Origin of the sequence: Streptomyces sp. Q6, assembly GCF_036967205.1 — a bacterium.
Lineage (GTDB): Bacteria > Actinomycetota > Actinomycetes > Streptomycetales > Streptomycetaceae > Streptomyces > Streptomyces citrinus.
Genome location: NZ_CP146022.1, coordinates 25,230 through 51,755, shown reverse-complemented (window position 1 = coordinate 51,755; position 26,526 = coordinate 25,230). Strand labels below are relative to the sequence as shown.

Sequence of the window (26,526 nt, the reverse complement as noted above, 5' to 3'; positions counted from 1 at the left end):
CGGAGCCGCCCTCGCGTCATCGTGCTGTGACCCTCCCGACGGCGGGCGGCGCCTCGCGTGCCGACCGCCGTCAGCCGTCCGGCCCGGTCAACGTCCGGTGATGTTCACCTCGCGCCTGAACGCGATGTCGCGGGCGGAAGAGCCGACCAGCACGTCGCGACGGCCGGTGGCGAGGGTCCAGCCGGTCTTGTCGCTCCAGTACCGGAGCTGACGCGGCGCGATGCGCAGGGTGACCCGGCGGCTCCGCCCTGGCTTCACGGTGACCCGCTCGTACGCGGCCAGTGCCTTGGGGGCGAACTGGACGCCGGTGGGTGCCTGTCGGGGGCGGCCGAGATACGCCTGCACCACGTCGGTCCCCTCGGTTCTGCCCGTGTTGGTGACCGTGACGGTGACGTCCAGGCCGCCGTCCCGGGCGCCTGTGACCCGCAGTTCGTCGTGGCGGAACGTGGTGTACGACAGGCCGTACCCGAAGGGGAAGAGCGGCGTCTGCCCGGTGGCGTCGAAGTGGCGATAGCCGATGTTGACGCCTTCGGAGTAGGTGGTCACCCCGTCGACCCCCTTGCTGGACCGCTCCGGGTGGGCGGGGTCGTGGGCGACCTCCTGGGAGAGGTCCTTGGGCCAGGTGAAGGGGAGTCGGCCGCTGGGGTTGACCGTGCCGAGCAGGATGTCCGCGGCCGCGACACCGGCCTGGTCACCGCCGAAGTAGGTGTCCAGGACCGCTTTCACGTCGTCCAGCCAGGGCAGCGCTATCGGCTGGTTGGTCTGTAGCACCACGATGGTGTTCTCGTTGACGGCGGCGATGTCGGCGACGAGCTGGTCCTGGTCGTCCGGGAGCGCGGCCGACAGATCCCCGGACCCGGTGTTCCACACGAAGACCACGGCCGTTCTCGCCTCCCTCGCGGCGGCGACGGCGGCGTCGTGGTTCGCCCTGACCTGCGTCGGGGTGACCCAGTTGAGCCGTATCTGGACGGGAGCCCCGGAGACGTCGGGGGCGGCGGTGACGGACAGCGTGTGCGCCCCGGCCTTCAGGTGCACCTTCGTACGGCCGTTGGCGAGACCGTCCGTGGTCGCGGTGGGCGCGTTGCCGTCGGTGGCGTGCACGACGCCATAGCGGGGCGCGGCGCCGAATCCGGCGCCGACCGTGGTGAGCGTCGTACCGTCGACGACGAGCTTGCCGGTGGCGCCGAGGGCCTGGATGTTGAGCCAGTAGTCGCCCTCCGTGGGGACGGTCAGCGTGCCCGTCCACGTGGCGGCGGTGCCGACGGGCAGGGCGTTGCCGCCCGCGGTGGTGAAGTCGAGAACGCTGTCGGTACGGGTGGCGCCGTCGGTGGTGCGCACCAGGCCCGCCGTGCCGTCGTGGCTGAGCGCGGAGGCCGGCACGGGGGTGCCGGTGAGGTCGTCGCCGACCGCGTAGGTGATCCGGGCGTTCTTGGCGCGGGCGCGCAAGGTGTCCAGGGCACTCGTCTGCTCGCTCAACAGGCCTCCGGCCGCCTCTCCGCCACTGTTGGTGGCGATGGTCTGTCCGGCACCGGGGCCGATGAGGGCGAGCGAGGCCACATCGGAGGCGGTCAGCGGCAGAGCGCCGTTCTTGTTCTTGAGCAGTGTCGCCGACCGCTGTGCGGTCCGGAGCAGGACCTCCTGGTTCCGGGCGGTCTTCAGAGGAGTGACGGTGTGCTTGGAAGCGCCGGTCAGCAGACCGAAACGGTCCATCTGGTACAGGATGCGTCCCACGGCGCGGGTGACGGTCGCCTCCGTCACCGTCCCGTCCGCGAGAGCCGCCTTCATCTTCTCCTTGGAGAAATAGGTGGGGATCGAGGTGCCACTCGGGCCGCCACCGCCCGGCATCTCCAGGTCCAGGCCCGCGTTGATGGACGTGGTGCTGTGGTTGGCGCCCCAGTCCGAGGTCACGAACCCCTTGAACCCGAGTTCCTCACGCAGCACGGTGGTGAGCATGTACGTGTTCTGGCTGGCGTACTCGCCGTTGACCTTGTTGTACGACGACATCACCGAGGTGACCCCGGCCTTGACCGCGGCGTCGAACGGCTGGAGGTACACCTCGTGCAGGGTCTGTGAGTCCACCACCACGTTGTTGCCGCCGTCGTACGCGATGTAATGCTTGACCTGCGCCATGGTGCCCTGGCTCTGGATGCCGGTGATGACCGCCGCACCGGTCCGGGCGGTCAACAGGGGATCCTCGCCGTAGGTGTTGAAGCCCCGGCTCCAACTGGTGTCACGGTCCAGATTGACGAAGGGTTCCAGGACGAGATCCTGTCCCAGCGATCTCGCGTCGCGTCCGATGACCTCGCCGTTCTCCTCGGCGTCCGCGACGCTGAAGGTGGCTGCCAGGGCCATGGTGGACGTCATGCCGGTGGAGTCCCGGCGGGTGATGACTCCGGGCGGACCGTCGCTCAGCCGCAAGGGCGGGATGCCGAGCCGGGGCACACCGGCGAGGTACCCGGCCTCGTACTCGGTGGTCGCGGCAGCCTCCGGCTGCCCCTCGATCATGGACAGTTTCTCGTCGAGCGTCATCCGGGCGAGCAGATGGTCGACCCTGCTGTTCCCGGTCACCCGGGCCACGCCGCTCCGCGCCGCGGCGGGGCCGGCCCCGGCGGCCACACCCGTGGCGGCGGCCGCGGTCGCGACCGCCGCCGTGACGAAACTCCTGCGCGAAATCCTCGATCTCATGCGACACCTCGGCAGTGTTGGGGAGCACAGGGCGAAACGGCTCGGCCTATGCGCGCACGCATGCGGTCATTACCGATTCCCCGTGTTCTCGAGAGATTTTCTCTGCCAATCAATCGAACGTCATTGGCGGGAGGACGGTAGGCGCCAGGTTTCCGGCACGTCAACGCTCCCGACAAGAACAAAAGAGGTGAACGCAACTACCGGCGAGAAAGAGGCAGTTCACGGAGTCGGTGGGGGAGGTTCGCTGTTCCTTCTTGAATTCGGCCGGGATCGGGCCTAATCCCTTCAATGTATGGAACATTGACGGCCGGCGTCCGGCCGCTCTACTTTCATCTCGCGACGGCTCCCGTGCCCGCGCGCCGCTCCGTCATCGGGTGCCGCGCCGGTCGGCGGGGGCGTCCACCCCGTCGTCGGCGGCATCGGGTCCTCGACATCGCGGCCGGGCAACTCGCCGCCCGATCAACGGATCTACGATGTGGCAATGAATCGCGGAACGGCCGCACTGCGCCCGGGTGAGCAAAGCGTTCTTCTCGCCCTGCAGTCACTCGGCAGAGCGAGCAGGCGACAGCTCTCGCTGGTGACGGGGCTGCCCCGCACCACTCTCACGGCCGCCGTCAGCGGTCTGCTCGAGCGCGGGCTGCTGGCCGAGGACGAGGACACGCGCCCCCGCACGGGCGCCGGCCGGCCCGCCACCGTACTGCACATCGCACTCGCCAACCGCACGGTCGCAGTGGTCGAGTTCGGCCATCACACGCAGACGACGACCCTGGTGAGCTATGACGGGCGTGTACTGGGCCGGGCCGACCTGCCGGCCCGAGCCGAACGCTCGATGGCCGCGGTCGTCACGGGCATCGCCGAGAACATCAGGCGCATGTCCGCGACGCCGCCCGACTCGACGGTCGTCGCACTGGGGATGCCGGTGCTCAGCGACGGCCGGGGGCTCCGGCACGCCCGGCCGCACGGGCCTGGCGACCCTTCGCACGCAGCGCCTCTCCCGGCCTGGATCCGCGCCGACCCCGTACCTGCCCTCGAAGCAGCATTCATGACGCCCCTTCAGGTGGCCAACGACGCCAACCTCGCGGCACTCGGCGAAGCCGAGCACGGGGCTGCCCGAGGCGCCCGAGCGGCCGTTTGTCTCAGAGTGCTCGGCGGCTACGGCGCCGGAATCGTGATCAACGGCCGCCTCTACAGCGGCGCCGGAGGAGTCGCCGGCGAACTGGCCCATGTCAGTGTCAGGGAGGACGGCGCCCTGTGCGTGTGCGGCAGCCGCGGCTGCCTCGCCACCACACCTCGCGGCCACCTCGACCACCCGGGCGATCTGACGGCCTTCTTCGACGAGGCCATGGGCATCCATGACGTGCTGGGCCGAGCGGGGCACGATGCGCGGGCTCAGCGCTACCTCATCGACATCGGTCGCACCCTCGCCGAGCCCCTCGCGGGCTTCCTCACCCTGCTCAACCCGGACACCCTCGTCGTCGACGCCGACCTCGGCCAGGGCGCCGCCTTCGTGATCAGCGGGCTGCACGCGGCCCTGCGCCGACGGGTCACGCCCCCCGCCTTCCAGGCTCTTCGTATCGTGCGTGGAGATCTCGCCCGGCACGCCGTCGCCGTGGGCGGTTCGGTGCTCGCCCGCCAGCGCTACGTCGACGCACTGGTGACTCCTCAGCGCAGGCCGGCACCGAGGCAGTCCGCCATCGGCAGGACTGCCCAGGCGCAGCAGAGGAAACGACCGGTCCGTTCAGCGGACTGAGTGCTTTGTGGGAATATCGAGTGTTCGTCACCATGCCGTCCCGGACCCGAATACGGAACCACTGTCGTCGGGGCGCGTGAAATAGACGGCGGATTTCCCTAGGAACTCGTGCTCCGGAATCGCTTTCGCAGGGTCCGCAGAAACTGTTTCTGCTTTGCCGGGTCACTCCTCCACGCCGGCCCCAGCGGTCCGTACTTCAGGATCGGTCACTGGATGGGCGACGACATCGTCATCGACGGCCCGACCGGCGCCGTCCTTCATCTGTCCGAACAGGACGGCGAGGACTCCGGACACGCCGAGATCGTGGGCCGGAGTCTGCACGACTTCCTCGCGATGGTCTCCGTGTGGCTGCTCGGCGCCTTCATGTTCACGGCGACAGGCGACAGCATCGAGACCCGAGAGATCGCCTCACGGGTCAAGGGCCTCCAGTCCACGCTGGACCCGGTCGGCGCCGCGGCCGGCATCTGGGGCATCGCCCTGATGGACCACTGACTCTCCCGCAGGCTGCCGGGGAGCTTTCGCTGTCTCGCCCCGCGTTCTGGTCACGGCCCCGATGGGCACGGCCGGCCGCAGCGGAACAGGGGTTCCAGCGGTACTGCGTCAGTCCGTTCGGTGTCCGTGAGTGTGGCGCCCGCCAGAACCTGGGGTCGGTTCCGTTGGGACGCCGGGGTGGCCCGCCCCGACGTCGGCGTTCACGTCTCCCGACCGCACTATGTCGAGCCACCGGCCGCTCACTTCTCGCACCGCCCCTTGAGAGACGGCGGGCGGTTTCGGGCACCCGATGCCCGGCCGCTGGCGAGCCAGATCGAACAGAGCTTCCTACGTCAGGTCCAAGCCCTGCCGCAAGAGACGCAGCAACTGCTGTTCAACGCCGCAGCCGTGCACCAGTGGGGGACATGACCTTGCAGACCCAAGCGGCCGCCCCACGGGGAATCGGGGAGTCCGCGGCGTCACCGGCCGAGGGGCGGCTGGTGACCAGGGCCTCAGTCTCCGACGGTGGTCCGGCGCAGGTGTACCGGCAGGGTCTGGTGGCCATTGCTGATCAGGGTGGGAAGGGGGCGCAAGTCGGCTGCGGCGAGGGCCAGTTGGATGTCGGGGAAGCGGGTGAAGAGCAGGCGGAGCGCCGTGGCCACTTCCAGGCGCGCCAGGGGGGCGCCGAGGCAGAAGTGGACGCCGTGGCCGAACGCCAGGTGATCCTTGACGGGGCGGGTGGCATCGAAGCGGTCGGCGGTGGGGCCGTGCCAGTCGGGGTGCCGGTTGGCGGCGGCGTAGGAGGCGAGGATCGCGTCGCCGCGGGGGATCGTGCGGCCGTCGGGCAGGGGAATGTCCGTGAGGGCGTAGCGCAGTGGGAGGTGCTTGACGGCGGGTTCGTGGCGCAGGGTCTCCTCCACGACGTCGTCCCAGGTCGCCCGGCCCGCGCGAAGGTGGTCGAGCTGCTCGGGATCGGCCAGCAGGGCGGCGACTGCCTGGTCGATGACGTTGACCGTGGTCTCGTAACCGGCGCTGATCATCAGCAGGAGCGTGTCGCGCAGCTCGCTGTCGGTGAAGCCGCTGCCGTCGCCCTCGTCGTCGCGGGCGGCGATGAGGAGGGAGGTCATGTCGTCGGCGGGGTCGGCGCGTTTGGTGGCGATCAGGTCGTCGAGGGCCTTGTAGAGGAATGCCGTGTTCTCGGCGGCCTGCGCGGCGGTGGCCGTGGTGTCGAAGACGCCGTCCACCACGGAGCGGAAGCCCTGCAACTGGCTTTCGGGGATGCCCATGAGGCGCCCCAGGACCGCGATGGGCAAGGGGTACGCGAAGTGTTCGCGCAGGTCCACGCTTTGGCCGAGCGGGACGTCGGCGAGGTCGTCGAGGAGGGTGGTGACGATCGTCTCCACCGTGGGCCGCATGTCCTGGATACGGCGGGCGCTGAGGGCCGGTGCGACCATCCGGCGCAGCCTGCGGTGGTCGCCTCCGTACGCGGTGAACATGTTCTCCACGGCGATCCACAGCGCCAGCGGCCACGTGGACACGGTGTCGGTGTACGCGGGCCAGTGCGCGCGGCCGTCCTTGGAGACCTGCGCGCTGGTGAGCAGATGCTTGAGGAGGGTGGGGTCCGTGACCGACCAGACGGTCAGGCCCAGGATGTCCACGCGGGTGGCCGGACCACGGTCGCGTAACGCGTGGTGCTCTGCGTGGTGGTCGGCTGCTTCGGGGTCCAGGACGAGGGGCGACGACGGCTGTTCGGTCATGAGGGCTCCAAGGCGGACGGCTGGGATGGCGGCAGCGCGTATGGGCCGAACGGTGAGCCGACGGCCTAGGTGTCGGTCACGCACAACTGACTTTACCGGCAGTCGACTTGGGACATTCTGGCGGGAACGGCGGCCCCGCGTCACGACCCCTTCAGCCGCTCGGGGAGCACGTCACTGCGCAACCCACCTCGGGTACTCGAAGCACTCTGGAACCGCGGCCCCGATCCCGTTGCCGCCCGCGACTTCGAGGACGAGCTCCCGGACCCAGGCGGACTCCCACGCTACCGCCGGACCACGCCGAATCCAGAGGTCTTGACTCTTCCTCACTATTCCTCGCGACTGAGCTGCGCCTGGGCCTATCGCGCGATGGCGAGGACGGCGCCGACGACCGTGAGGACGGAGACGGCGGTCATCACCGTGCGCGCGTGCCTGCACACCACCGTGCGCGGCACAGCGACTTGGGTCTGCGGTGCGGGGGCGCAGCGAGGGCAGGGCTGGTGCGTGTGCAGTGAGGGCGGGGTGCTGAGCCAGTAGGCGTCGGTCAGCTGCGTCAGGCTCGCTGGAGCCGTGTCGTGGTCGTCGTGGTGCATGCCAGGGCCAACGCGTCGACGGTCCGTGGGGCATGGCCGGAGGGGAAAGCGCCAGGTGCGCGCCAGGTTCGCCATGGGGCGGGGGACTGGCCTACGGGCCTCGCGCGCCGCGCGGGACCCTCGCCGCGCCCCATGGGTCACGAGGAGCTCGCGATCCCCGGCTTCCTGAGCTTCGAGCGCACCCACCGGGCTGCGCGTGAGGGCCGCAACCCGGCCATGGGCTAGGCACTGACCATCCCGGCCGGCTACAGAGTGAAGGTCACGGACGGGCCCAATCTGACGGAAGCCGCCAAGGCCCCGGAGACGCCCGATGATCAGTCCGTCAGGAGCGTGACTGCACGACGGATCGAAGCCGAGCGCCGTGACCGCTTCGCGCACGTACGGGTGCCACCACGGACCCCAGGTGTCAACTCTCCTCATACCTCTGGACCGTGACCGTGCCGTCCTACTCGCACGACATCGAGGCCCATGCGAAGTCGGCGTCGGGGTTGGCGAGGGCTGTTCGCCGTCACCCAGAGCGGAGCATGAGATCCCGAGCGAGATCCGCGATGGGGAACGGCCGGTCCCCTATCCGCGTGTCCGCGACGGGGGACCGCCCACCCTTGTCACAGAGTCCGGGCAGCACCTGATGCTCTCAGGGCCAGAGAATCTCGATGAGAACTGGCACCGGTCAGGTGCCTACGTGGTCGGCGGGTAATCGGGAGGACGCGCTCTACCGACGGACCGCCGCGATCAGTCCGCCGGGCTGTTCCTCGCGTTGCGCCGGGGTACTGATCGGGCGTCCATAGGCGGCAGCGCGCTCGCGCAGGGTGTGGCAGTCGGCCTTCCAGCCGTGCCCGGCCAGCCAGCCCACCGGGTCGCCGGGCATCTCCGAAACCCACATGGACGCCGCCGACCCCGGCACGGCGTCCGAGCCGAAGCGCTCGATCACGCCGCGCGAGCCCAACGTCAGCCCCAGCCAACTGCCGCTCGTCGACTGCGCGCTGATCCGGGCCAGCAGCAGTTCCACCGCGTCCTCGGGCAGATAGATCAGCAGTCCTTCGGCGATCCACACGGTTGGCGCCGCCGGGTCGTGCCCCGCGGCGGCCAGCGCGTCCGGCCAGTTCTCCCGCAGGTCCGTCGCGACGGTGATCCGCTCGCAGCGTGCGACGGCCCGCTCATGGCGCAGCACCGACGCCTTGAAGTCCAGCGGGGCGGCGGTATCGATCTCGAACAGCCGGGTGCCCTCGGGCCAGTCCATCCGGAAGGCTCGGCTGTCCATGCCGGCGCCGAGCAGTACGACCTGTCGGACCCCGGACGCGGAGGCCCGCTGCAACAGGTCGTCGAGGAACTTCGTCCGGATGACGATGGAGAACGACACGGCCAGCCGGCGGCGGCGCGAGGCCTCGTCATCGGGCAACGGTGGCGAGGAGGGCCACAGGCCGCCGGTGGCCGCGAAAGCCTGTGCCAGCGGGTCGCGGAACAGCGGGTCCTCCCGCTCGGTCTCCAGCGCCCGCACCCTCGCCACCCCCACCGCCGTGGCCCACACTCCCGACGGCTGCACTCGATCCTGCTCATCAGTCATCGCGCCAGCCTAAGAGGTGGTCCGTAAAGGATCTTCAGGTTGGTGGGGCGGTGGTTCGCCCGGCGGCGGGCCGCCCGCCCATCCGCCGAGACTGTGGGTGTGCAGACGGGCGACGCCGAGCCTGACTTGGTGCCTTCCGTCGCCTTTGCGTCGGCAGTCGCGGAGGGATTCTCCAGATCTACATGCGGGCGAAGACGTGCTCGACGCGGGCCGGGACGTGATGGTGTGAACTGGGCGCGGCGCCGATGTACACAGATGCCCACCGATGCACTCAGACGGCTTCACGTCAGCCTTCTGCTCCTCCTGGGGGATCGCACGCTGTTCCAGGGCCTCTTCATCGTGAGCTCGCAGCCCTTCAAGGACTTTCGCCAAGAGCCGGTACGAAACCGTCCTCCGGCTGTTCACAGGCTGAGGGCATACGTCCACGACCCCGATGTCCACGGCCGCACGTCGGTCGATGAGAGTGAACGACCCTGCCTTTTGGGGCGGCCGAGGGACTGGCGGCCGGCGTGCACATGCTGAACGCTGGCGGCACACACCTGACGGCGGCCTCTCCTGGGGCGGCATGACGAGGACGGGGGCCGCGTCCGATGGACGACCCGAGCGATGATGTACGCAAGATCCGCAGGGATCCGGCCGGCCTAAGCTGTCCGGTCGGCCGCCGCGACGACGGCACCTGGCAGGTGCGCGGTTACGCGGCGGCGCGCGCCGTGCTGCGTAGCACCGACACCGTCCAGGCGGGCCTGGGCGTCGAGACCGTCGAGAAGATGCCGGCCCGGATTCGGCGGCCCGTGCTCTACCGCGACGGGCCCGAACACCGGGAGCACCGCCGCCAGACGGCCCGCTACTTCACCCCCCGCCGCGTCGAGGAGCACTATCGCGAACTCACCGAACGCGTTACCCGCAAGCACCTGGACACCCTGCGGACCGACGGCGAGGCCCGGTTGGAGGACCTCACCTTCGGCGTCGCCATCGACGTGGCGTGCGGAGTGATCGGACTGACCCACAGCAGACCCGGCATCCAACGCCGCCTGGAACGCTTCTTCCCCGAGAAGTTCGGCAGGCCCGGCCTGACCAGCCCGCAGGGGATCTACTGGCTCGTCCGCCAGAACACCAACTGGCTGCGGATCTACCTTGCCGACGTCCGCCCTGCCGTCCGAGCCCACCGCACACAGCCCGCCGACAACCTGATCTCCCACCTCATCGCCGAGGGCTGCTCGGATGCCGAGATCCTCGGCGAGTGCCTCACCTACGCCGCCGCCGGCATGGTCACCACCCGCGAGTTCCTCTGCGTGGCCGCATGGCACCTGTTCACGGACGCGGCCCTGCGCGAGCGCTACATGGCCGGGGACGAGACCGCACGCCTCGCGGTGATCCACGAGATACTGCGCCTGGAACCCGCGGTCGCCCGGCTGGCCCGGCGCACCACCGGCGCCCTCGACGTGCCCGGCGCCGACGGCCCGGTCACCGTGCCCGCGGGTGCACGCATCGACCTCTTCGTGGACGAGGCCAACACCGACCCGGACGCCGTCGGTGCCACCCCGACAACCATCTGCCCCGGCCGGCCGACCACGGGCCGCTACGCGGCCGCCCTGTCGTTCGGCGACGGGCCGCACCGCTGCCCCGGAGCCGACATCGCGATGATGGAGGCCAACGTCTTCCTCGGCCACCTCTTCGCCCTCGAGGGCGTGCGGATGCTTACGCCGCCCCGCGTCACATTCCAGGACGAGATAGGGGGCTACGTGATCCGCGGCCTGCGCGTTGCCGTCGGCCCGGAGTGACACCGCACCGCGGGCACCGGCGGGAGTCCTCGGTGTTCGAGCATCGACCAGGCACGGAAGGCGGTCGCCGAACACCCGAGAGGACTCGCGCCGCTCGCTCGCACAGGGCCGGTGAGATCCCCGCTCCGCTCGAGCGGGGGTGAGCCAGGCGCGCAGGTGTGATCCACGTACGCGGTGGTGTGTTTCCCGCCGTGCCTACTCCTGGACCTGCTTCGGGTCGATCGGAATCTCACGTGCCTTGTTCTCGGCGCGCTCCTCGGCGCTCAACTGCCGTGCCACGGTCCCGCAGCAGCGGTTGTACTGGTTCTGCCAGTCCGTCATGAACGCGTCGTAGTTGGTCTGTCCGACCAGCTTGAGGTCCGACTCGTCGTTGTGCCAGACACCGTTGCTCGTCCAGTTCGAGGAGCCGACGAACACAAGTCTGGAGTTGGCCGTACCCGCGTAGGTGCCGCTGACCGACATGTACTTGTCGTGCGTGTAGTGCAGGGCGTGGCCGTTCGCGTCCGTGCCGCGGGTGGTGTCGTGCACCTCGATATTGGGCCGGTCCTTGAGGTAGTTCTGCACGCTGCTGTCAACCTGACCGGCAGTGAACAGTATGCGTATCTTGACACCGGTTTGCGCCAGGCTGACCAGCTTCTTCGGCAGCTCCAGGTAGTTCCGGTCACCCGGGTCCCCGTGGGAAGTCCACTGGTACATGGCGATGTTGATCGTGGCCGGCGCCTTGATGTTGTTCAGGAAGTCGACCCAGGTGTCGCTCTTGGAGCGCGCCTTGGGCCACTGGTAGGAGGGCGGGGACAGTGTCGTCCTGGCGTCCGTGCCGCTGGTGGAGTTGTAGTAGTCGGGCACCAGCGGACCCGGGCCGCCCAGCGCCCCCTTCGACATGGCGGTGAAGTAGCGGACGTAGGAGTTGTACAGGTCGACGTTGCCCTTGACGGTGGCGCCACTGTTCCACGCGGTGTTGGCCTGGGCGGAGGTGGGATTGGCGCTGGTGACGGTCACCGTCCTGTTCGCGTCGCTCCCACCGCTGAGCATGTAGTACTTCGCGTGCAGGGCGGAGCCGGAATAGTGAGTGAGACAGCCGCCCGGGCACAACGCGGCGAAGCTGGAGGCTTGCGGGTCGTTGCCCAGCTCGGTGACCATCGTCTGCCAGATCGCATTGTCGCTGTGAGCGTCCATCAGCGCCTTGACGATGACGCCGCGCTGGTGCGCGGCTATCAGGGCGTTGGCGAAGTCGGGGCCCGGCTGCGTGTTACCTATCGAGTACATGGCGACGCGTATGGTCTGCCCGCAACTGGCGCTGTTGATCGATTCAATGATCGGGCCCATGACGTTCATCCGGGCGTCGGGGTTCTCCGGGTCGTTGAAGCTCGGGCCCGGTGTCGAGGTGAACGTCCGCGACTCGCAACTGAGCGGCGACTTGGCCTTCTTGACCGCCGCGTGCGCCGCGGTCGGCGTCAGCGCGGTGACGGCCAGCGCGGTGATCAGCGTGAGCGTTCGTTTCATGGTCGGGCCTTTCGCTGGGCTGTTGACGATGACAAGTAGAGGTGTTGTTGTGTTGATCGAGCAAGGAGTGGTGTCACGTTATGCCAGACAGTCGACCCAGCAGTACCGACCTGTCCTGCTGTTCGATGTGATGGACTCACCCGTCCTCGGCCTGGCGAACGCGCTGCCAGCGACGCCGGCTGGGATTGAGCCGCTGCTCCATGGATCTGCCCGGCGGCGCAGAGCAGGCGCTGTGACTCCGCCGGGCATGCCTTCGGAGGTAGCCCGTGGGTAGCCCGTGCTTGGCGGCCGACCGTGCTTACGGGACGAGTCCGGTGTCCGAATGCCTCGGAGATGTTGGGCAGACAAGGAATTGCAGGCCGCAGCCACCGACGATGTCGACGAAGGTGCAGTTGCCGTTCCAGGCACTCAGGGCGCGCCGCGCCTGGCGTGCCGGTTCCTCCTCGGCGACCCAGGCTCCGCCGCCACCGTCCCCGTCTCATGGGGCGATCGTGAGGAACGGGACTTGCTCAGAGCGGCACTCTCGGCAGGGGTGTGACTTCGGGCCGGAAAAGGGTCTAGTGGGTCCAGCCGCCGGTCTTCCAGCCGCGGGTGGCGGGGTTGTTCCGGTAGAGCTCGCCGGGGTCGTCCGCGTATGTTTCGTACCGAGCAGGGTGGATCACCTCCCAGGGGCTCGCGCCATCCAGCTGAGCCCGCAGCTCCTTGTGGAGCTCCGAGGGGTTGGGGTACTCGGTGACTTGTTCGGAGGAGAGCAGGTAGGGCTCCGGGAGGTAGCAGTCCCGCTGGACGATGGGCGGCTCGCGCGGTGCGTCAAGAACGTCGGTGACGGTGGCGGCGGAGCACCAGAAGAGGACGGTTCTCGGGTTGTGCGGCCCTTCTCGTGGTCGAAGGGGGCCCAGAGGACCCGGAGGAGGTCCGCGGCGGTTGGGTGTTTGTCACGTACGCCATGATGTGACGTGTTTGTGCAGGTAATCGGTGAGTTGAGGCGGTTGAAGTCCCAGTGCTGCCACGGCTGATGTGTCCAGGGGGATGCGGACGGGCGAGAAGGTGCCGATGTCGGGGTCACGCATTTCAGGGCCGTTGCGGAGGTCGGGATCCGTGTCCAGGACCTGGGCGAGGTAGTAGTGCCGGACGACGGTGACCTTCTCACCCGGGTCGGTCAGGGTCAGGATCTCGGTGACCGGGCCGATCGTGGCGCCGATCTCTTCCATGACTTCGCGGCGCAGGGCCGCTTCCAGGCTGGCGTCTTCGGGTTCGACACCTCCGCCGACGGTCTCGTAGTAGCTGGGACCGCCTGGCCATCCTCGGCGCAGGAACACCAGGTGATCGCCGTCGAGCAGTACCGCGCGAACGTTGCGCCGGATCGTCATGCGCGTGACGGTAGCGGGTTCGGCCGTGCCAGGAACCTGGCGTGCCGACGGGCGACTTCAGGCGCCACATCCGCCCGGGCGCACTGCGGCCGCGGCGTACATCGGCACCGTCATACCTACCGCCTCGAGGCCTGGCGCCCTGCCCGTGCCGAGCCTGGCCGAACAGGCCCCGGGCCTGCTGCGGTATGTGAGAGCTGACACCACTTCTTGCTCAGAGTGGGGGGATGCCCGGGTTCGCCGTAGGGTGACGTCTCTGGTTCTGCCAACACCCGGGGGTTCGCGGTAGGAGCATTGGCGTGTTCTGCGGGATGAGGCAGCGACGACCGGCTTTCGTGTCCGCGACATGCTCGCCACCAAGCTGGTCAACGAGCTGACCAAGGCCGCGTACGAGAAGCTCCTGACCACGACAACCGCCCGCTACGGCCGCATCGCTCTTCTCCGCGTGGCCGAGCTGGGCTACATGGTGTCCTTCTCAAGGAGCGTGAATGACTTGGGTGCGCCGCCCGGCTGCGGTTTGCCTGTCTTGTGGCCAACAACCCGGTAGCCGGCGTCCAGGTAGTAGGCGTTCAGGCGCGCGTTGTCGGCCAGGCAGTCCAGACGCACGAGCGTCCGCCCCGCCGCGGCAACGCGGCGCTCCGCAGCACTCAGCAGAAGCCGTCCCGTCCCCGGCCGGGTGCCGCGGTCCACCATCAGCCGATGAACGTAGCCGGCCACCGGTGGCTGTGACCCCCAGGCATCCTCGTCTTCCCACCACACCTCCCAGGCCCCGGCCACGCGGTCATCGGCCTCGGCGAGCCACACCTCACCACGCGCCATGGACTGGCGGAAGTGGTTCTCGTCCAGCTGACCGGGCTGCCACTGGCCGGTAATGCCCTGGGCGAGCATCCAGCGGGCAGCGTCGTCGCGCAGACGAACCAGAGTGGCGAGGTCAGTGTCGTCAGCGAGGCGGAAGCGCAGATCATTCACGTCGGGATCCTCGCACGGGCCCGCACCGGCGCCTGACACCTTCCCTCCAGAGCCGTACATTCGTCCGGCGGAGGTTTTGGAGCGTTCTGCAGTCTGACAGTGCTGCCCGCGGGGTGGTGGGTGAGGCTGGAATGCTTCAGGAGGCGGACGGTTCGATCTGTCCCGCGAAGACGATGATTTGATCGATGAGGCTTCGCCGCAGGTGGACGACGTCTGTTCCCATCAGGCGGGGGCCTCCGTCCGGTGTGGTGAAGACCCACTGGTAGCGGGCCCACTCGTCGGGCATGTCCACTGCCGAACAGCGCACCATCGTGCCGGTCCCCGCGGGGTGGCGCCGAATGTCCAGCACGAACCGCTCGACCGCCTCGATTCCCTCACTACGGCCCAACGGTCCCCAGAAGACGACGTCCGAGGTGAGGGCCTGGGAGAGCAGCGCAGTGACGTAGCTGTCGTCCGAGGCGTTGAAGGCGGAGATGAATGTGTCGATCGCGGAGCGCGCGGTCTCTTCCTGCATGCACCAGTAATACCACTCGCCTCGCGCTCGTCCCGTGAGCTGTCTCCCGACCACGGTGCACCATCTCGCGCACCCCGCTGGCGCCGCATACCAGCTGCGATTTGACGGAGCGTCAAGACCATTTGCGGTTCGGCGTGATGGTGTGCAGCTGCACGCCGTCGGCCTTGAGGAGCCAGACGTGAGAGGCGGCCGATGAGGGGTTCTGCACGCGCGTGCGCACACCGTGCTGGCCTCACAAAAGGCATTCCGCTGGAGGAGGACTACGTCCGCAACGCCCCTCTGACACCCCTCACCGCGGAGAATCTTCACACCGTGCTGGCCCGCGCACGCTTTTGACCGTCTGTCCGGCCCTGAAACCCGATGCCGGCGCGGTCCTCGCCCCGTCGCCACGAAGGGGGCCTTTCGTGGACTGTTGCGGTGTCTGCGGTCTTCAGGTACGGCGGATGGCTGTGTGTCTCCCGGCGCGTTGGCGAGTGCTGGGACTGTCCGGGGTGTGAGCGATTCGTTTATGTGGCGGGCGCGCGGGCAGTCCGGGTTCCTCGTAACGGACCGCTGAAGGTCTCTCTTCATTGGAGTGCGTTGCCGTGTGCATGGTGGGTGGGGGTCGGGGTACTCGGGGTGTGTTGCCGCTGAATGGCAGCTGATGACCGAGGATTGGATTCGTGATGATTGTTCTTGGCTTGATTTTGCTGATCATCGGGCTGCTGGTGGGGATGGGCCTTCTGACGACGATAGGCGGGATCCTGATTCTGGTGGGTGCGATTCTGTGGATCCTGGGAGCGACCGGGCGGGCCGTCGGCGGGCGAAAGCATTATTTCTAGTCCACAGGCTTCGATCCTTTCCGTCAGATCGTCGACGCATTGATTCGCGCCGGTGACGCAAAGACGTATAGAAGCCTTGGAAGGTAAAAGAGGTTGGCCCGCGATGGATCAGCGGCCCCGGTGCTCGTTCGCGGGTATGACCGCTGATGAGTTCGCGCGACCGCGAAGCGGTCGGCGGCGTGACATGAGAGTGCTGGGGCGCTGGCCCTGTGCGCCCATGTGACAGGCCGGGGGGCCGCCAGGTCATGACAAGGATGAGCGGCGCGGGCGTGCATCGCTCCGGCTTCCGTGGACGAGAGCATGCCTCTCTGATCAATTGGTCAGTCCACCGGATGTGTCTGTCCGGTTAATGACCACGGATGATGTGGGGCCGGATCACCGCCGAACTCGCGCGGCACGAGCGGCTGGTCGCGAAGGCCGGTGAACACCTCGAATTCGACCACTACCTGGAGCTCCTGCTGCGCAGGCCGGGCGCCCTGCCCAGCGCGACCGCGCTCGAACAGGCCCAGCCGGCACGGGGGCGCATCATGCAGTGGTCATGGGCACGGCATCCCCGGCGCCGTGTGTTTCTGCGGCACCAGGGATGCGTGATGCGACGGCAGGCCGCGGATGGGTCAGCTGTCGGTGCCTATGGGCGGTGGACTACTTCCACATGCCCATGTCGCCGTCGTGGTTCATCGAGCCGTGGTGGCCCATGTCGCCCTCGTCCCAGGTGTGTCCGCCCCAGTGGCTCGAGCCGTTGGCACAGGTGTTGCCGAACGCGGGGTTGAGCAGACCGATGACGGTGACGGTGTTGCCGCAGGCGTTCACCGGGACGTGGACCGGTACCTGGACGACGTTGCCCGACAGCACACCGGGTGAACCAATTGCGGCACCCTGGGCCCCGCTGTCGGCGGAGGCGGCGCCCGTACCGGCGAGGACGGCCCCGCCCACGGCCACCAGAACCGCCGCACTCTTCAGCACTCGAGACATGGAACGTTCCTTAACTGTGTGAACGGCACTGCCCTCGGCGGGCAGTGCGAAGAGCTGGTTGCTCCTCATCAGCAATCCGCTGCGCCCGGTAGACCGGGATTGGTCTATTCACCCTTGTTCACCCTTTCGGATCAGTTCTGCGATCGATTCGGTGGGCCGCCACGTGCGATCTCCTCTCTATGCGGGGGGTCTTGGGTGACGCTCTCGATGGCGGCCAGTACGGCCTGACGCGGTGCGGGCGGCCGGAGGGCCCCTGCCGCTGTGCCGTTGCCGGCGCCCACATCGCCACATCGCTCGGCAGCCTGTGCAGGGTGCGGGCGCCGAAGGTCCTGACCGCGCGCCGTGCCCATCGTGGCGCCCTCGTGATGCCCTCTTGCTCCAACCACCGGCCTGCCGAATGGAGCAGCCTTTCCAGCTCCACCGCACACTCCAACGCCTCGTCGGTGCACTCTTCCTGACTCCAAGAGCCGTGTGCAGCGCTCGCTGGTCTGGCGTTAATCCGGTGTCCCCGTGCCACGTGGTCTTTGGGGCGTTTCCTACGCGTTCAGTGCTCGTCGACGAGGGAAACGGGCGCCGATGTGGGGAAGGGGCGAGTGTCTACGGCGCTGTCTGTCCGCTTGCTGCCGTCAGGGTTGGTAGAGCTTTCGCGCGGCATCTTTTCCTCCCTCGATGGCGTGAACGACCAATCCGGGCGTGGCATGAGAACGGATTCCAGGCATGGACGACGACGATTTCCCCAGGCCGTTGCACGGCATCAGGCGTCTTGCTCTGGGTGCGCTGAGTGGGCTGCTCGCCGGTTATGCGGCCATCGCGGTCGCGGAACTGGTCTCCGTGGCCGTACGCCCGGAGTCCGGGCCCGTGATCGCAGTCGGAGGGGCGGCGATCGACCGCACACCGCCCGCCGTGAAGGACTGGGCGATCCGACAGTTCGGCACCAACGACAAGCTCGTGCTCCAGCTCGGCATTCTCGCCGTGCTCAGCGTTCTTGCCCTTGTCGTGGGGATGCTGGCCACGCGTTGGCGGCTGACCGGCTCGCTTTGTGTACTTGCCTTCGGTGTGGTCGGGGCGCTGGCCGCCACTGCCCGAGCCGACTCCACCAGTGTCAGCGACGCGTTCCCATCCCTTGCTGGTTCGGTGGTGGGCGCCTGCTTGCTGTACGCGTTGATCGGCAGACTGGGGCGGCGCACCCGGTCGGCACCCGGACACCATCCCTCGCGGGACGAAGTTGACTCCATCGGCACGGATGACGGTGCGGCAGCCACGCACCACGAAGGGGCGACAGGCGGCGACGGCTGGGACCGGCGCGGGTTCATCCTCGCGGCCACCGCGGCGGCCGCGGCCTCCACCGGCGCCGGCCTCGCGGGACGTGCCCTCAATGACTCGCAGGGTCAGAACGCCGTCGCCTCCCGCAAAGGCGTCGTGCTTCCCCCGGCAGCTTCGGCGGCGACCCCCGTACCGAAGCGCGCCGCGTTGCGGATCGACGGAATCAGTCCGTTCATGACGCCCACGGACGACTTCTACCGTGTCGACACCGCGCTCGTCGTACCCAAGGTCGATGCCACCACATGGAGGCTGCGCATCCATGGACAGGGCCTCTCCCGTGAACGGGTCCTGTCCTTCGACGACTTGCTGAAGATGCCGCTCATCGAACGGAACATCACCCTGACCTGTGTCTCCAACGAGGTCGGCGGTCCGTACGTGGGCAACGCCCGCTGGATCGGTGTCCGTCTCGCAGACCTGCTGCGCGAGTGCGGTGCGAAGCCCCCGTCGAAGGGTGGATCGGCTGATCAGCTGGTGGCGCGTTCGGTGGACGGGATGACCATCGGCAGCCCGGTCGAGGACGTGATGGACGGCCGCGACGCGATGCTCGCCGTCGGCATGAACGGACAACCGCTGCCCTTCGAGCACGGTTTCCCTGTGCGCATGCTGGTGCCCGGTCTCTACGGTTACGTGTCGGCCTGCAAGTGGATCGAGGACATCGAGCTGACCACGTTCGACGCCTACGACTCGTACTGGGTGAAGCGGGACTGGGCCCAACGCGCGCCGATCAAGACGCAGTCACGCATCGACACCCCCAAGCCTTTCGCCCGGCCGAAGGCCGGCACCGTGATGGTGGCCGGTGTCGCCTGGGCACAGCACCGCGGCATCGACAAGGTCGAGGTACGCGTAGACGACGGTCCGTGGGAGCAAGCCCGACTCGCCGACGAGGACACGCGAGACACCTGGCGCCAGTGGTCCTATCCGTGGCAAGCCACCAAGGGCGGCCACACACTGACCATCCGGGCGACGGACCGTACAGGTGAGACGCAGACGCAGAAGCGCACGCAGACGATCCCGGACGGGGCATCCGGCTGGCACTCGGTGGTGGTCAGTGTCGATTAGATCAGCGTACGAGCGCAGGTAGGCGCAACCCGCCGCCGCCGAGGGGGGCGTCGGCGGGGCACCAGGCTCCCCGCAACCAGCCGCCGAACACCGGCAGCCGGAAGGCCGTACATGACGCAAGCCATCCCCATCGGACCAAACCCGGAGCGCAAGCCAGACCTGCAGCAACTCATGGCGAAAGTGGCGCAAGGCGATCAGGACGCGTTCGCCGCACTGTACGACGCTGTGGCCGGGTCCGTGTTCGGGATTGTGCAGAAGGTGCTGCGTGATCACGCGCAGTCCGAAGAAGTGGCTCAGGAGGTCTATGTCGAGGTGTGGCGCACAGCCCCCGGCTACCGGCCCGAGCGCGGTACCGTCCGCAACTGGATTCTCACCTTGGCTCACCGCCGCGCCATCGACCGGGTCCGCTCGACCGAGGCTGCTGCCGCTCGAGACCACAAGGCCGCGGAGCACCGCCCGCCGCTCTCTTTTGCTCCGCTGACGCGGGTGGGAGGCCGACGATGAACGACAACCATTCCGGCCGCGCGGGTGAGTCAGGGAACGGGGTCTCCGATGAACAGTGGTGTGTCATCGAGTGAATCGTCCAGGCGGTAGCTGTCGGCGCTCATCGACAGGCTGCGCTGCTGATGGAACGCTTCATCGTGGCCGCAGGCCTCGCGGCACTGGGTGCACTGCGTGAAGCGCCGGCGGAGTCGTCCAGGTGGCGACGCATGTAGGCAACGTGCTCTCGGCCTTGGAGCGGATCGGAGGAGGCAGCCCGAGTGACGCGGCCGTCAGCGAGTGTCCGGTCGTCTGGTTCGATCGCCAGGAGCCTGGTGATGGCGCTCTTTGGACTTCGCCGACGATGCTCTTGCTGGGCCACTTTGTTGTGCTTGGAAATGAGTGGTGGGGGTGGCGAGCATGATCGGATGCTTGAAATTGATTGCCCACCGGTGATGGGTTGGGGAGTTGTCGAAGCGGATCACGGGCGGGATGTTCGGACCGGTGTGGAACTACCTGGCTGGGCCGGTATCGCCGTCTGGGGTGGCGCGGCGGCGTCGGCGTACGGCAAGAGCAACGATGACGACGGCCGCGAGGCCGATAACGTCGCCTGTCGCGTCGACCGCCCAGGGAGCTTGTAGGGCATTGGGGAGTTCGCGCCAGAGGAAGAACCAGGCCATGAGGAGTGGTAGCCGGATGCGGAAGGTCGTGTGTTTGATGGCCGCGTCGCGTGGTGCGTCGGGACGTGTGGCGTACCCGTAGATCGCCGCAGCGATGAAGAGTACTCCCGCCCCGCTTGCGGCCCATGCAACCCAGTCCATGCCTGCCCCTGTTGTGATCTCGGGAAGCATACGTGTTGGTTGCAACGACCGGTGGTTGAGGTCGGTGCCTGCCTGCCCGCCGTCTTCGTCATCAACGAGCCCGGCCCGTCCGGATACTGGCGGGCTACCGGGAGGTCCCTCCCGAGTGATGTCCGTCCGGGGGGCGTGATGAAAGTGGGGACCCGACGTGAGCAGCTCTGGCGAACACCTTGAGCGCCCCTGGTGATTTTCAACGAGCCCCATTACTGCGGAAGCACGGTCGCCGAGCCCCCGGCCGGTGGACGACTGTCGGTGTCTGCAGGGCATCCTGTATGTCCTGCCCAACGACATAGCCGGGCAACTGCTGCCCCTGTGCTGGGGTTCGGCTCCGGACAGACTTGCTGGCTGCGCCTCGACCGCAGACGGAAGGCGGGTGTCTTCAACCGGCTGCACCGCATTCTGCTCGCCGAACTCCACGCGGCCGGCGAACTCGACTGGTCCCGCGCGTACGTGGACGGCTCTCACGGCCGCGCGACATAGAAGGAGGCCGTGCGGCGTGAGCTGCGGCGTCGCCAGATCATGCCGGAGATCTCCCGCAAGGGCGCTTCTCATATCGAAGCGCTGGGCAAGCTCCGTTACGTCGTCGAGCAGACCTTCCCCCTGCTCCATCAGTTCAAATGCCTCGCCGTGCGTTCGCGACGACGCGTCGCACTCCGCGACGCCTTCTTGGCGTTGGCCTGCAGCCTGATCTGCTCGCAGCGTCTGAGGAGGGCCGCCTCCTGACCGCTAGGATTCGGGTGAGCGCGAGCCGTACGCAGGCCCGAACACCACGAGCAGCACCAGGTCTTCGGTCACTTCTGTGAAGCGATGTTCTTCACCGGCCGGCACGAAGATCACCGTCCCGGGACTCACCTCGTCCGTTCGGCCTGGTGTTTCGATCTTGGCGCGTCCGGCTGTGACGACATAGATCTCATCCTCGGTGTGCGGGCTCTGGGCATCACGCCCGCCGACCGGGATGCAGTACGTTCCCACCGACAGATCCGACGTGCGTAGTTGCTCGATCCAGTCATTGCCGGCTTCGCCGGGGTGTGTCCACACGCCTGCGCCCTTGAGGATCTCCATGGCCGGACCCTAACGCTAGGCCCGGGGAGCGCGATACCCGTGATCCTGTTATGGGTTCTTAGACCGTGTCCTACGTGGTGAGTCGAATGAGACGCTTGTAGCAGCAGATGGCTGCAGCGAGCCCGAGAAAGGCCAGGTAGTTGCGGGGATTGCGTTCGTAGCGAGGGCTGAGACGTCGGTAGCCGGACAGCCAGGACATGGTCCGCTCGATGACCCAGCGGCGTCGCCCTAATCGTTCGCTGGACTCGATGCCTTTGCGCGCGATCCGTACTCCGATGCGTTTGCCGCGTAACCATTTCCGCAGGTCGGCGCGGTCGTAGGCTTTGTCGGCGTGCAGGCGTTGAGGCTTGAAGTGTCGGCCGCGGTGGGGGTCGTGTCTCGTTTGGTGACCCTCGATCATCGGCTTGAGACCTTCGCTGTCGTGGGTGTTGCCGGCCGAGATGCCGACGAGGAGGGGCAGTCCGTTCGCGTCCGACAGGACGTGCATCTTGGAACCCGGCTTGCCCCGGTCCACAGGGCTCGGACCTGTGTGTTCGCCCCCTTTTTGGCCCTGACATGGGCGGTGTCGAGGACGACGCGGGTGACGTCGATGAGGCCGGCGTCGTCGAGGCGGTGTAGCACTGCTTCGTGCAGGCGGCCCCAGACACCGGCTCTCGACCAGATCAGGAACCGGCGGTGAGCGGTCGACTTCGATATCCCGAAGCAGGGCGGCAGTTGGCGCCAGGCGCAGCCGCTGACCAGGACGTAGATGATGGCCGCGAACAGCGTCTCATCAGGCGTGTCCTGCGTTCCGCCGCCTTGCGGCCGCACCCTCGAGGGCGGGATCAGCGGCTTCGCGATCTCCCACAGCCCGTCTGGAACAATCCAACTCCACGTACCCCGCCCCATACCGAGGTTAACGACGCCTCACCACGTAGGACACGGTCTTAGTGGGTGTTCTGTGGGCTTTCGCCGGGTGTCAGTCCGGGGGCGGGGTTGGCTGCGGTAGCTGGAAGAGGCCGGGCTCGGGTTCGGTGAGGATGCCGCGGCTGACCAGGCGTTTCAGTTTGGCGCGGGTGCCTTCGACGTGCCGGGGCTCGGTGCCGGTGTCCAGGGCGAGGCAGACGTCCTTGGGGTGCAGTCCGTCCGCGGTGTTCTCGAAGAGGGCGAGGATCTGGCGGTAGGCCGAGGGCAGCGGGGCGAGGCCGCCGGGAAGGTCCGGGCCGATCTCCAGGATGGTTTCCCGGGTGATCTTCAGTCGCTCCAGAGCCTGTTCGGCGGCCGTGAGTTGGGCGGTGAGCTCGGCGATCTGGGTGCGGAGCCGGTTCGCGAGGTCACGGCCGGCGGCCTCGCGTATCTCGATCTGTTCCAGGAACTCCTGCATGCTCAACTCCCACACGATCATGCCGGTCCGGGCCGGCGGGCCGGTGGCGGGTCCCGCCAGGTGGGAGTGGTGGTGGCGGTGAGCCGGTGGGTCATGACGTCGGTCATCGACCAGCGGATCCAGGACGCCGAACTGGCGGGCAGGGTCTCGTAGTCGCGGGCCAGGCGGCGGTGCAGCATGAGGGTGCCGAAGGTCTGCTCGGCGATCCACCGTTTCGGGGCCGGGGCGAACCCCTTGGTCTGCGGATCCCGGGACACCACCTCGACGTCGATGCCCAGTGACCGGCCGTGCTCGATGACGGCGTTCTTGAACCCGGCATCGACCCAGCTCTTCACCACGCCGGGGTTGTCGGCGGCCACCTTGTCCAGCAGCGTGATCCCGATGGCGTTGTCGTGCACGCTCGCGGCGACCACGATCACCGCGATGAGCAGACCGAGCACATCGGTGGCGATGCCCCGCTTGCGGCCCCGGCTCTTCTTGCCCGGATCCAGGCCGGTCGTCTCCTTCGGGGCGTTGAGCGAGACGTGCACGGTCTGGGAGTCCATCACGACCGCGGACGGGTCCTCGCGCCGGCCTTTCGACTCGCGGACCTGCCAGCGCAGCAGGTCGTGGATGGTCTGGTCGGTGCCGTCGTCGCGCCACAGCCCGAAGTAGTAGTAGACCGCGGTGTAGGGCGGAAGGTCGTGCGGCAGATAGCGCCACTGGCAGCCGACCCGGGCCTGGTACAGGATCGCGTTGACGATCTCCCGCATCTCGTACCGGCCCTCATGGCCGCTGACCGAACGGTGCTGCCCCTTCCAGGCCGTGATGACCGGCCGGATCAACTCCCATGCCTCGTCCGACAGATCGCTCGGGTACGGCTGCCGATCAGCCACGTCTCCAGCACACCGCAGAAGCGGCCAACCGCAACCCCTCAAACCGGACAACCGGCCACGACGACTCGCAGAACACCCACTTAGAGTTTGCCGGGAATCAACATGTCGGTTCGAGATTGGTGTTGCCGTGGTCGAGGAACCGGGCGATGTCATCTGGTGTGCGGAAACGGGCTGTTGAGGCGGGGAGATGAACACCATGGGCTTCCAGGAGCGGGCGGACGTCTCTCGCTGCGCGGCTGATGGTCATGGCGATGGTGTTGAAGAGCTGGCCCAGGAGGTCCATGGTCGCGAGTTTTCGCAGGTGGAGCACGGTGACCGGGACCTTATCGGCTTGAGGTGAGCTTGGCTTTGGCACCTGCGCCAGGGGCCACCAGGCGCTCGTGGCCTCGACGTGTGCGGAGCACTTGCTCGCGTTGAACCTCCATCGCTGGAGTCAGCGAGTCGATGAGCTCGCTGAGCTGTCGGCGGTGCCTCCCGGTCAGTTCCGGGTCCTGGAGCGAACGCCGCATGAGGCGAGTCGGTCTGTCCTCCGGGGCCTCGTCCGGTCTGCTGCCGGCGCTCGCCGCGTCCATCGAGCGCTGGGGGTGGAGGGTGTAGTTCCAGTCGCCGTGGAAGCGATGGCGAGTGATGGGCAGTGCGGCGATCTCGTCGTCGCTGACGCGGACGCCGGTGGGGTACTCACCGCTGTCGAGTTCGGCATGGACGGTAAGGCCGGTGCGGCTGATGGTCGAGGCGATGGTTTGGAGCATGACTTCATGGCTGGTCAGGGGTCTGCCGCGCCAGTTCATGGTGATGTGGGAGAACAGCCGGTGCTCAATCTTGTTCCACTTCGAGGTGCCCGGCGGCGGGTGACACACCGTGACCTCAAGGCCGGTCTCGGCAGCGAGGATGGCGAGCTGGGTCTTCCAGCCGCGGGTGCGGTAGCCGTTGGAGCCCCCGCCGTCGGCAGTGATCAGCAGCCGGTGGGCGCGGGGGTAGCCGTGTCGGCCGCAGGCCTGCCACCAGCGCCGGATCGAGGTGACGGCGAACGCCGCGGTGTTCTCATCGGTGCCGATGCTGACCCAACCGGTTTTCGCCGCCGTGTCATAGATTCCGTACGGAATCGCCTTCTCGGCCTGGCCGGGGAAGTCGTGTGTCTTGACCCTCACGGGCTGCCCTGCGGGCCGCGATGCGTGCCCGGCGTTCTTGTAGTCGCCGATCAGCTCCTTCTTCTTGCTGTCCACGCTGATCACCGGGTCACCGGGTCACCGGGTCACCGGCATCCCGGTGATCTAGGGCGTGTGCCGGAAGTGCTTTAGGTTGGCTGATGTGAGTACGCGGGGGCGGAGTTACCGATACGTCGGACCGGTTGAGCTGAAGGCTGCGGTCCGGCCTGGCAGCGGCGGCTGCCCGATAAGCTCGGCGGCTGACTTCGACGGTTGGATCGCTGAGCGATCGGCAGCGGAGCTGACCGAACCGTTCACCTTCGTGGTTGGCACGGATGGTGTGCTTCGGCTGGCGCCGCGGCGAAGCGAGCACGTGGCCTGCGCTGGTGGGGACATGGTTCTGAGTGCCGGCGAGATCAGCTTCATGCGTGAGGCAGACCGGTGGGCCGTGGGCGAGGTCAGCAACCAGTCCACCGGATACTGCCCGGACGTGGCCTCCTGGCCGGCAGTCGCTCATGCTCTGGACGATGTAGAACTTGGGCGGCCTTCCGGCTTCACCCACGAGGTGGTGTTCCGGCGGTGCCCCAACTGCCAGGAGCACAACATCGTGCGCGAGGACGACTTCGTCTGCGTCTTCTGCGGCAGCGATCTGCCGGAGACGTGGAACGTGGATCCCGCCGTGTGATGGCCAAGGGTCACAGCCACTCGTGGATGGCCGCGACGAGGACGGTCGCCTCGTAGCGGACCGCGAGTTTGTCGTATCGCGTGGCGACGGCGCGGTTCCTCTTGAGGCGGTTGATCCCGCACTCGACCGCGTGACGTTCGCGGTAGTCGACCGGGTCGAAGCGCGGCGGCCGGCCGCCGCGGGAGCCGAGCTTCTGGCGGTTGTAGGCCTGGTCAGCCTTGTCCGGGATGGTGCAGCGGATCCCGCGGCGGCGCAGGTAGGCACGGTTCTTGCGGGAGGCGTACGCCTTGTCAGCCCTCACGCGATCGGGCCGGACGCGTGGCCGGCCCGGCCCGATGCGGGGCACTCGGACCTTGTTGAGCACGGGTTTGAACTGCGGCGAGTCCCCGCGCTGCCCGGCCGTGATCACGATCTCATGGGCTTTTGGCCCTGCTCGACGGCCAGGTACAACTTGGTGGTGAACCCGCCGCGTGAGCGGCCCAGTCCGTGATCATCGGGCTCGGTGAACACCCCGCCCGGCGATTCTTTCTGCAGGTTCCCCTGCTTGCGGGCCCCAGCCGCGTGCTGATGAGCACGACAGACCGAGGAGTCGACGCTCAGGTCCCACGTGATCGCACCCTTTGCGTCGGCCAAGGACTGCAGCCGGGTCAGGATCCGGTGCCAAGTTCCGGTCCGCTGCCACCGACGGAACAAGTCGTAGACCCGACCCCACGGCCCGTACTCGACGGGCACATCCCGCCACGGAACACCGGTCCGGACCCGAAACCGTATGCCGTCGATCAACCGCCGCCGAGGCCAGACAGGCGGCCGGCCCGCCTTCGTGCCCTTCGGCAACAACGGCTCCAGCACCGCCCGCTGCTCATCCGTGAGATCTCCCCGTCCCATGGACCGTGATCATTCACAGTCCAAGATCGACTTTCGACACACGGC

24 protein-coding genes and 5 pseudogenes are annotated in these 26,526 nt (G+C 67.9%); 11 read left to right on the top strand and 18 right to left on the bottom strand.

Going from position 1 to position 26,526, the window contains the following annotated elements; genetic code table 11:
* Positions 1-87 precede the first annotated feature (87 nt).
* Complete coding sequence (locus tag V2W30_RS00280) at positions 88-2,685, bottom strand: beta-glucosidase family protein (RefSeq protein WP_338692595.1); 2,598 nt, start codon at positions 2,683-2,685, stop codon at positions 88-90.
* 481 nt (positions 2,686-3,166) lie between these two features.
* Here V2W30_RS00280 and V2W30_RS00275 point away from each other — a divergent pair, with 481 nt between their 5' ends.
* Positions 3,167-4,435 carry an ROK family protein gene (locus V2W30_RS00275; RefSeq protein WP_338692593.1) on the top strand — a complete coding sequence of 423 codons (1,269 nt, stop codon included), beginning with the start codon at positions 3,167-3,169 and terminating at the stop codon, positions 4,433-4,435.
* Between the two features lie 108 nt (positions 4,436-4,543).
* A complete protein-coding gene (locus tag V2W30_RS00270) occupies positions 4,544-4,927 on the top strand; it encodes an SUKH-4 family immunity protein (protein ID WP_338692591.1) in 384 nt (127 codons plus the stop codon).
* A gap of 491 nt (positions 4,928-5,418) precedes the next feature.
* Here V2W30_RS00270 and V2W30_RS00265 read toward each other — a convergent pair whose 3' ends face one another.
* Entirely contained in the window at positions 5,419-6,663 is a 1,245-nt protein-coding gene (locus V2W30_RS00265) for a cytochrome P450 (protein WP_338692589.1), read from the bottom strand.
* 356 nt (positions 6,664-7,019) lie between these two features.
* Entirely contained in the window at positions 7,020-7,253 is a 234-nt protein-coding gene (locus V2W30_RS00260) for a hypothetical protein (protein WP_338692588.1), read from the bottom strand.
* A gap of 135 nt (positions 7,254-7,388) precedes the next feature.
* Between V2W30_RS00260 and V2W30_RS00255 the strand changes: the two are divergent.
* Positions 7,389-7,547, top strand: a pseudogene (locus V2W30_RS00255) (HU family DNA-binding protein); the annotation flags it as partial.
* A gap of 418 nt (positions 7,548-7,965) precedes the next feature.
* Here the strand turns inward: V2W30_RS00255 and V2W30_RS00250 are convergent.
* Positions 7,966-8,817, bottom strand: coding sequence for a class I SAM-dependent methyltransferase (locus V2W30_RS00250; RefSeq protein WP_338692587.1), 852 nt, complete (start codon positions 8,815-8,817; stop codon positions 7,966-7,968).
* 590 nt (positions 8,818-9,407) lie between these two features.
* Here V2W30_RS00250 and V2W30_RS00240 point away from each other — a divergent pair.
* Positions 9,408-10,598 (top strand): cytochrome P450, encoded by a 1,191-nt coding sequence (locus tag V2W30_RS00240; RefSeq protein WP_338692585.1) that lies wholly within the window; start codon positions 9,408-9,410, stop codon positions 10,596-10,598.
* A gap of 195 nt (positions 10,599-10,793) precedes the next feature.
* Here V2W30_RS00240 and V2W30_RS00235 read toward each other — a convergent pair whose 3' ends face one another.
* Both V2W30_RS00235 and V2W30_RS00230 read right to left on the bottom strand, forming a co-directional pair.
* The gene (locus V2W30_RS00235; RefSeq protein WP_338692583.1) at positions 10,794-12,101 is read right to left on the bottom strand and encodes a phospholipase D-like domain-containing protein; all 1,308 of its coding nucleotides are present in this window, start codon (positions 12,099-12,101) and stop codon (positions 10,794-10,796) included.
* Between the two features lie 935 nt (positions 12,102-13,036).
* On the bottom strand, positions 13,037-13,471 hold the full coding sequence (locus V2W30_RS00230; RefSeq protein ID WP_338692581.1) for an NUDIX hydrolase: 435 nt from the start codon (positions 13,469-13,471) through the stop codon (positions 13,037-13,039).
* Positions 13,472-13,772: 301 nt separating this feature from the next.
* Here V2W30_RS00230 and V2W30_RS00225 point away from each other — a divergent pair.
* Positions 13,773-13,934, top strand: a pseudogene (locus V2W30_RS00225) (IS21-like element helper ATPase IstB); the annotation flags it as partial.
* Here V2W30_RS00225 and V2W30_RS00220 read toward each other — a convergent pair.
* Positions 13,928-14,437, bottom strand: coding sequence for a GNAT family N-acetyltransferase (locus tag V2W30_RS00220; protein WP_338692580.1), 510 nt, complete (start codon positions 14,435-14,437; stop codon positions 13,928-13,930). The pseudogene V2W30_RS00225 and the gene V2W30_RS00220 sit on opposite strands and share 7 nt — an antisense overlap.
* A 136-nt stretch (positions 14,438-14,573) precedes the next feature.
* On the bottom strand, positions 14,574-14,951 hold the full coding sequence (locus V2W30_RS00215; protein ID WP_338692579.1) for a nuclear transport factor 2 family protein: 378 nt from the start codon (positions 14,949-14,951) through the stop codon (positions 14,574-14,576).
* Between the two features lie 662 nt (positions 14,952-15,613).
* Between V2W30_RS00215 and V2W30_RS00210 the strand changes: the two genes are divergently transcribed.
* Entirely contained in the window at positions 15,614-15,772 is a 159-nt protein-coding gene (locus tag V2W30_RS00210) for a hypothetical protein (RefSeq protein ID WP_338703936.1), read from the top strand.
* A gap of 320 nt (positions 15,773-16,092) precedes the next feature.
* On the opposite strand, the gene V2W30_RS00205 is transcribed toward V2W30_RS00210, so the two are convergent.
* A complete protein-coding gene (locus V2W30_RS00205) occupies positions 16,093-16,215 on the bottom strand; it encodes a hypothetical protein (protein WP_338692578.1) in 123 nt (40 codons plus the stop codon).
* Between the two features lie 199 nt (positions 16,216-16,414).
* On the bottom strand, positions 16,415-16,744 hold the full coding sequence (locus V2W30_RS00200; RefSeq protein ID WP_338692576.1) for a chaplin: 330 nt from the start codon (positions 16,742-16,744) through the stop codon (positions 16,415-16,417).
* Positions 16,745-17,461: 717 nt separating this feature from the next.
* Between V2W30_RS00200 and V2W30_RS00195 the strand changes: the two genes are divergently transcribed.
* Complete coding sequence (locus V2W30_RS00195; protein WP_338692574.1) at positions 17,462-19,126, top strand: sulfite oxidase; 1,665 nt, start codon at positions 17,462-17,464, stop codon at positions 19,124-19,126.
* Between the two features lie 111 nt (positions 19,127-19,237).
* A pseudogene (locus V2W30_RS00190) lies at positions 19,238-19,573 on the top strand (sigma factor); the annotation flags it as partial.
* Positions 19,574-20,118: 545 nt separating this feature from the next.
* On the opposite strand, the gene V2W30_RS00185 reads toward V2W30_RS00190, so the two are convergent.
* A complete protein-coding gene (locus V2W30_RS00185; protein ID WP_338692572.1) occupies positions 20,119-20,457 on the bottom strand; it encodes a hypothetical protein in 339 nt (112 codons plus the stop codon).
* A 321-nt stretch (positions 20,458-20,778) separates the two neighbouring features.
* On the opposite strand from V2W30_RS00185, the gene V2W30_RS00180 reads away from it, so the two are divergent.
* Together V2W30_RS00180 and V2W30_RS00175 are read left to right on the top strand one after the other, a co-directional pair.
* A complete protein-coding gene (locus V2W30_RS00180; protein ID WP_338692571.1) occupies positions 20,779-20,946 on the top strand; it encodes a hypothetical protein in 168 nt (55 codons plus the stop codon).
* Positions 20,947-20,955: 9 nt separating this feature from the next.
* Positions 20,956-21,189 carry a transposase gene (locus V2W30_RS00175; RefSeq protein ID WP_338692570.1) on the top strand — a complete coding sequence of 78 codons (234 nt, stop codon included), beginning with the start codon at positions 20,956-20,958 and terminating at the stop codon, positions 21,187-21,189.
* 3 nt (positions 21,190-21,192) lie between these two features.
* Here the strand turns inward: V2W30_RS00175 and V2W30_RS00170 are convergent, their stop codons facing one another.
* The 6 genes and pseudogenes from V2W30_RS00170 to V2W30_RS00145 form a co-directional block, all read right to left on the bottom strand.
* The gene (locus tag V2W30_RS00170) at positions 21,193-21,528 is read right to left on the bottom strand and encodes a cupin domain-containing protein (protein ID WP_338692568.1); all 336 of its coding nucleotides are present in this window, start codon (positions 21,526-21,528) and stop codon (positions 21,193-21,195) included.
* A 70-nt stretch (positions 21,529-21,598) separates the two neighbouring features.
* Positions 21,599-22,416 (bottom strand): IS5 family transposase gene (locus V2W30_RS00165; RefSeq protein ID WP_338692566.1). Its coding sequence is split into 2 segments (ribosomal slippage): positions 21,599-22,074 and positions 22,074-22,416, totalling 819 coding nucleotides; the frame shifts between segments, so codons are not numbered across the junction.
* A 70-nt stretch (positions 22,417-22,486) separates the two neighbouring features.
* The gene (locus tag V2W30_RS00160; protein ID WP_338692564.1) at positions 22,487-22,891 is read right to left on the bottom strand and encodes a hypothetical protein; all 405 of its coding nucleotides are present in this window, start codon (positions 22,889-22,891) and stop codon (positions 22,487-22,489) included.
* A 17-nt stretch (positions 22,892-22,908) separates the two neighbouring features.
* On the bottom strand, positions 22,909-23,766 hold the full coding sequence (locus V2W30_RS00155; protein WP_338692562.1) for an IS5 family transposase: 858 nt from the start codon (positions 23,764-23,766) through the stop codon (positions 22,909-22,911).
* A gap of 97 nt (positions 23,767-23,863) precedes the next feature.
* Positions 23,864-24,263: pseudogene (locus V2W30_RS41440) on the bottom strand (ISAzo13 family transposase); the annotation flags it as partial.
* Between the two features lie 81 nt (positions 24,264-24,344).
* Positions 24,345-25,007: pseudogene (locus tag V2W30_RS00145) on the bottom strand (ISAzo13 family transposase); the annotation flags it as partial.
* A 67-nt stretch (positions 25,008-25,074) separates the two neighbouring features.
* On the opposite strand from V2W30_RS00145, the gene V2W30_RS00140 reads away from it, so the two are divergent.
* Positions 25,075-25,596, top strand: coding sequence for a hypothetical protein (locus tag V2W30_RS00140; RefSeq protein WP_338692558.1), 522 nt, complete (start codon positions 25,075-25,077; stop codon positions 25,594-25,596).
* A gap of 10 nt (positions 25,597-25,606) precedes the next feature.
* Here the strand turns inward: V2W30_RS00140 and V2W30_RS00135 are convergent.
* A protein-coding gene (locus tag V2W30_RS00135) for an IS5 family transposase (protein ID WP_338692556.1) occupies positions 25,607-26,481 on the bottom strand; the annotation gives its coding sequence in 2 pieces (ribosomal slippage) (positions 25,607-26,010 and positions 26,010-26,481; 876 coding nt in all).
* Between the last annotated feature and the right edge of the window lie 45 nt (positions 26,482-26,526).

Excerpts from the sequence above, each read along its gene's own strand:
- V2W30_RS00280 (WP_338692595.1), bottom strand. The coding sequence starts at position 2,685 with ATGAGATCGAGGATTTCGCGCAGGAGTTTCGTCACGGCGGCGGTCGCG.
- V2W30_RS00275 (WP_338692593.1), top strand. The coding sequence starts at position 3,167 with ATGAATCGCGGAACGGCCGCACTGCGCCCGGGTGAGCAAAGCGTTCTT.
- V2W30_RS00265 (WP_338692589.1), bottom strand. The coding sequence starts at position 6,663 with ATGACCGAACAGCCGTCGTCGCCCCTCGTCCTGGACCCCGAAGCAGCC.
- V2W30_RS00260 (WP_338692588.1), bottom strand. The coding sequence starts at position 7,253 with ATGCACCACGACGACCACGACACGGCTCCAGCGAGCCTGACGCAGCTG.
- V2W30_RS00250 (WP_338692587.1), bottom strand. The coding sequence starts at position 8,817 with ATGACTGATGAGCAGGATCGAGTGCAGCCGTCGGGAGTGTGGGCCACG.
- V2W30_RS00240 (WP_338692585.1), top strand. The coding sequence starts at position 9,408 with ATGGACGACCCGAGCGATGATGTACGCAAGATCCGCAGGGATCCGGCC.
- V2W30_RS00235 (WP_338692583.1), bottom strand. The coding sequence starts at position 12,101 with ATGAAACGAACGCTCACGCTGATCACCGCGCTGGCCGTCACCGCGCTG.
- V2W30_RS00230 (WP_338692581.1), bottom strand. The coding sequence starts at position 13,471 with ATGACGATCCGGCGCAACGTTCGCGCGGTACTGCTCGACGGCGATCAC.
- V2W30_RS00215 (WP_338692579.1), bottom strand. The coding sequence starts at position 14,951 with ATGCAGGAAGAGACCGCGCGCTCCGCGATCGACACATTCATCTCCGCC.
- V2W30_RS00200 (WP_338692576.1), bottom strand. The coding sequence starts at position 16,744 with ATGTCTCGAGTGCTGAAGAGTGCGGCGGTTCTGGTGGCCGTGGGCGGG.
- V2W30_RS00195 (WP_338692574.1), top strand. The coding sequence starts at position 17,462 with ATGGACGACGACGATTTCCCCAGGCCGTTGCACGGCATCAGGCGTCTT.
- V2W30_RS00185 (WP_338692572.1), bottom strand. The coding sequence starts at position 20,457 with ATGCTTCCCGAGATCACAACAGGGGCAGGCATGGACTGGGTTGCATGG.
- V2W30_RS00170 (WP_338692568.1), bottom strand. The coding sequence starts at position 21,528 with ATGGAGATCCTCAAGGGCGCAGGCGTGTGGACACACCCCGGCGAAGCC.
- V2W30_RS00160 (WP_338692564.1), bottom strand. The coding sequence starts at position 22,891 with ATGCAGGAGTTCCTGGAACAGATCGAGATACGCGAGGCCGCCGGCCGT.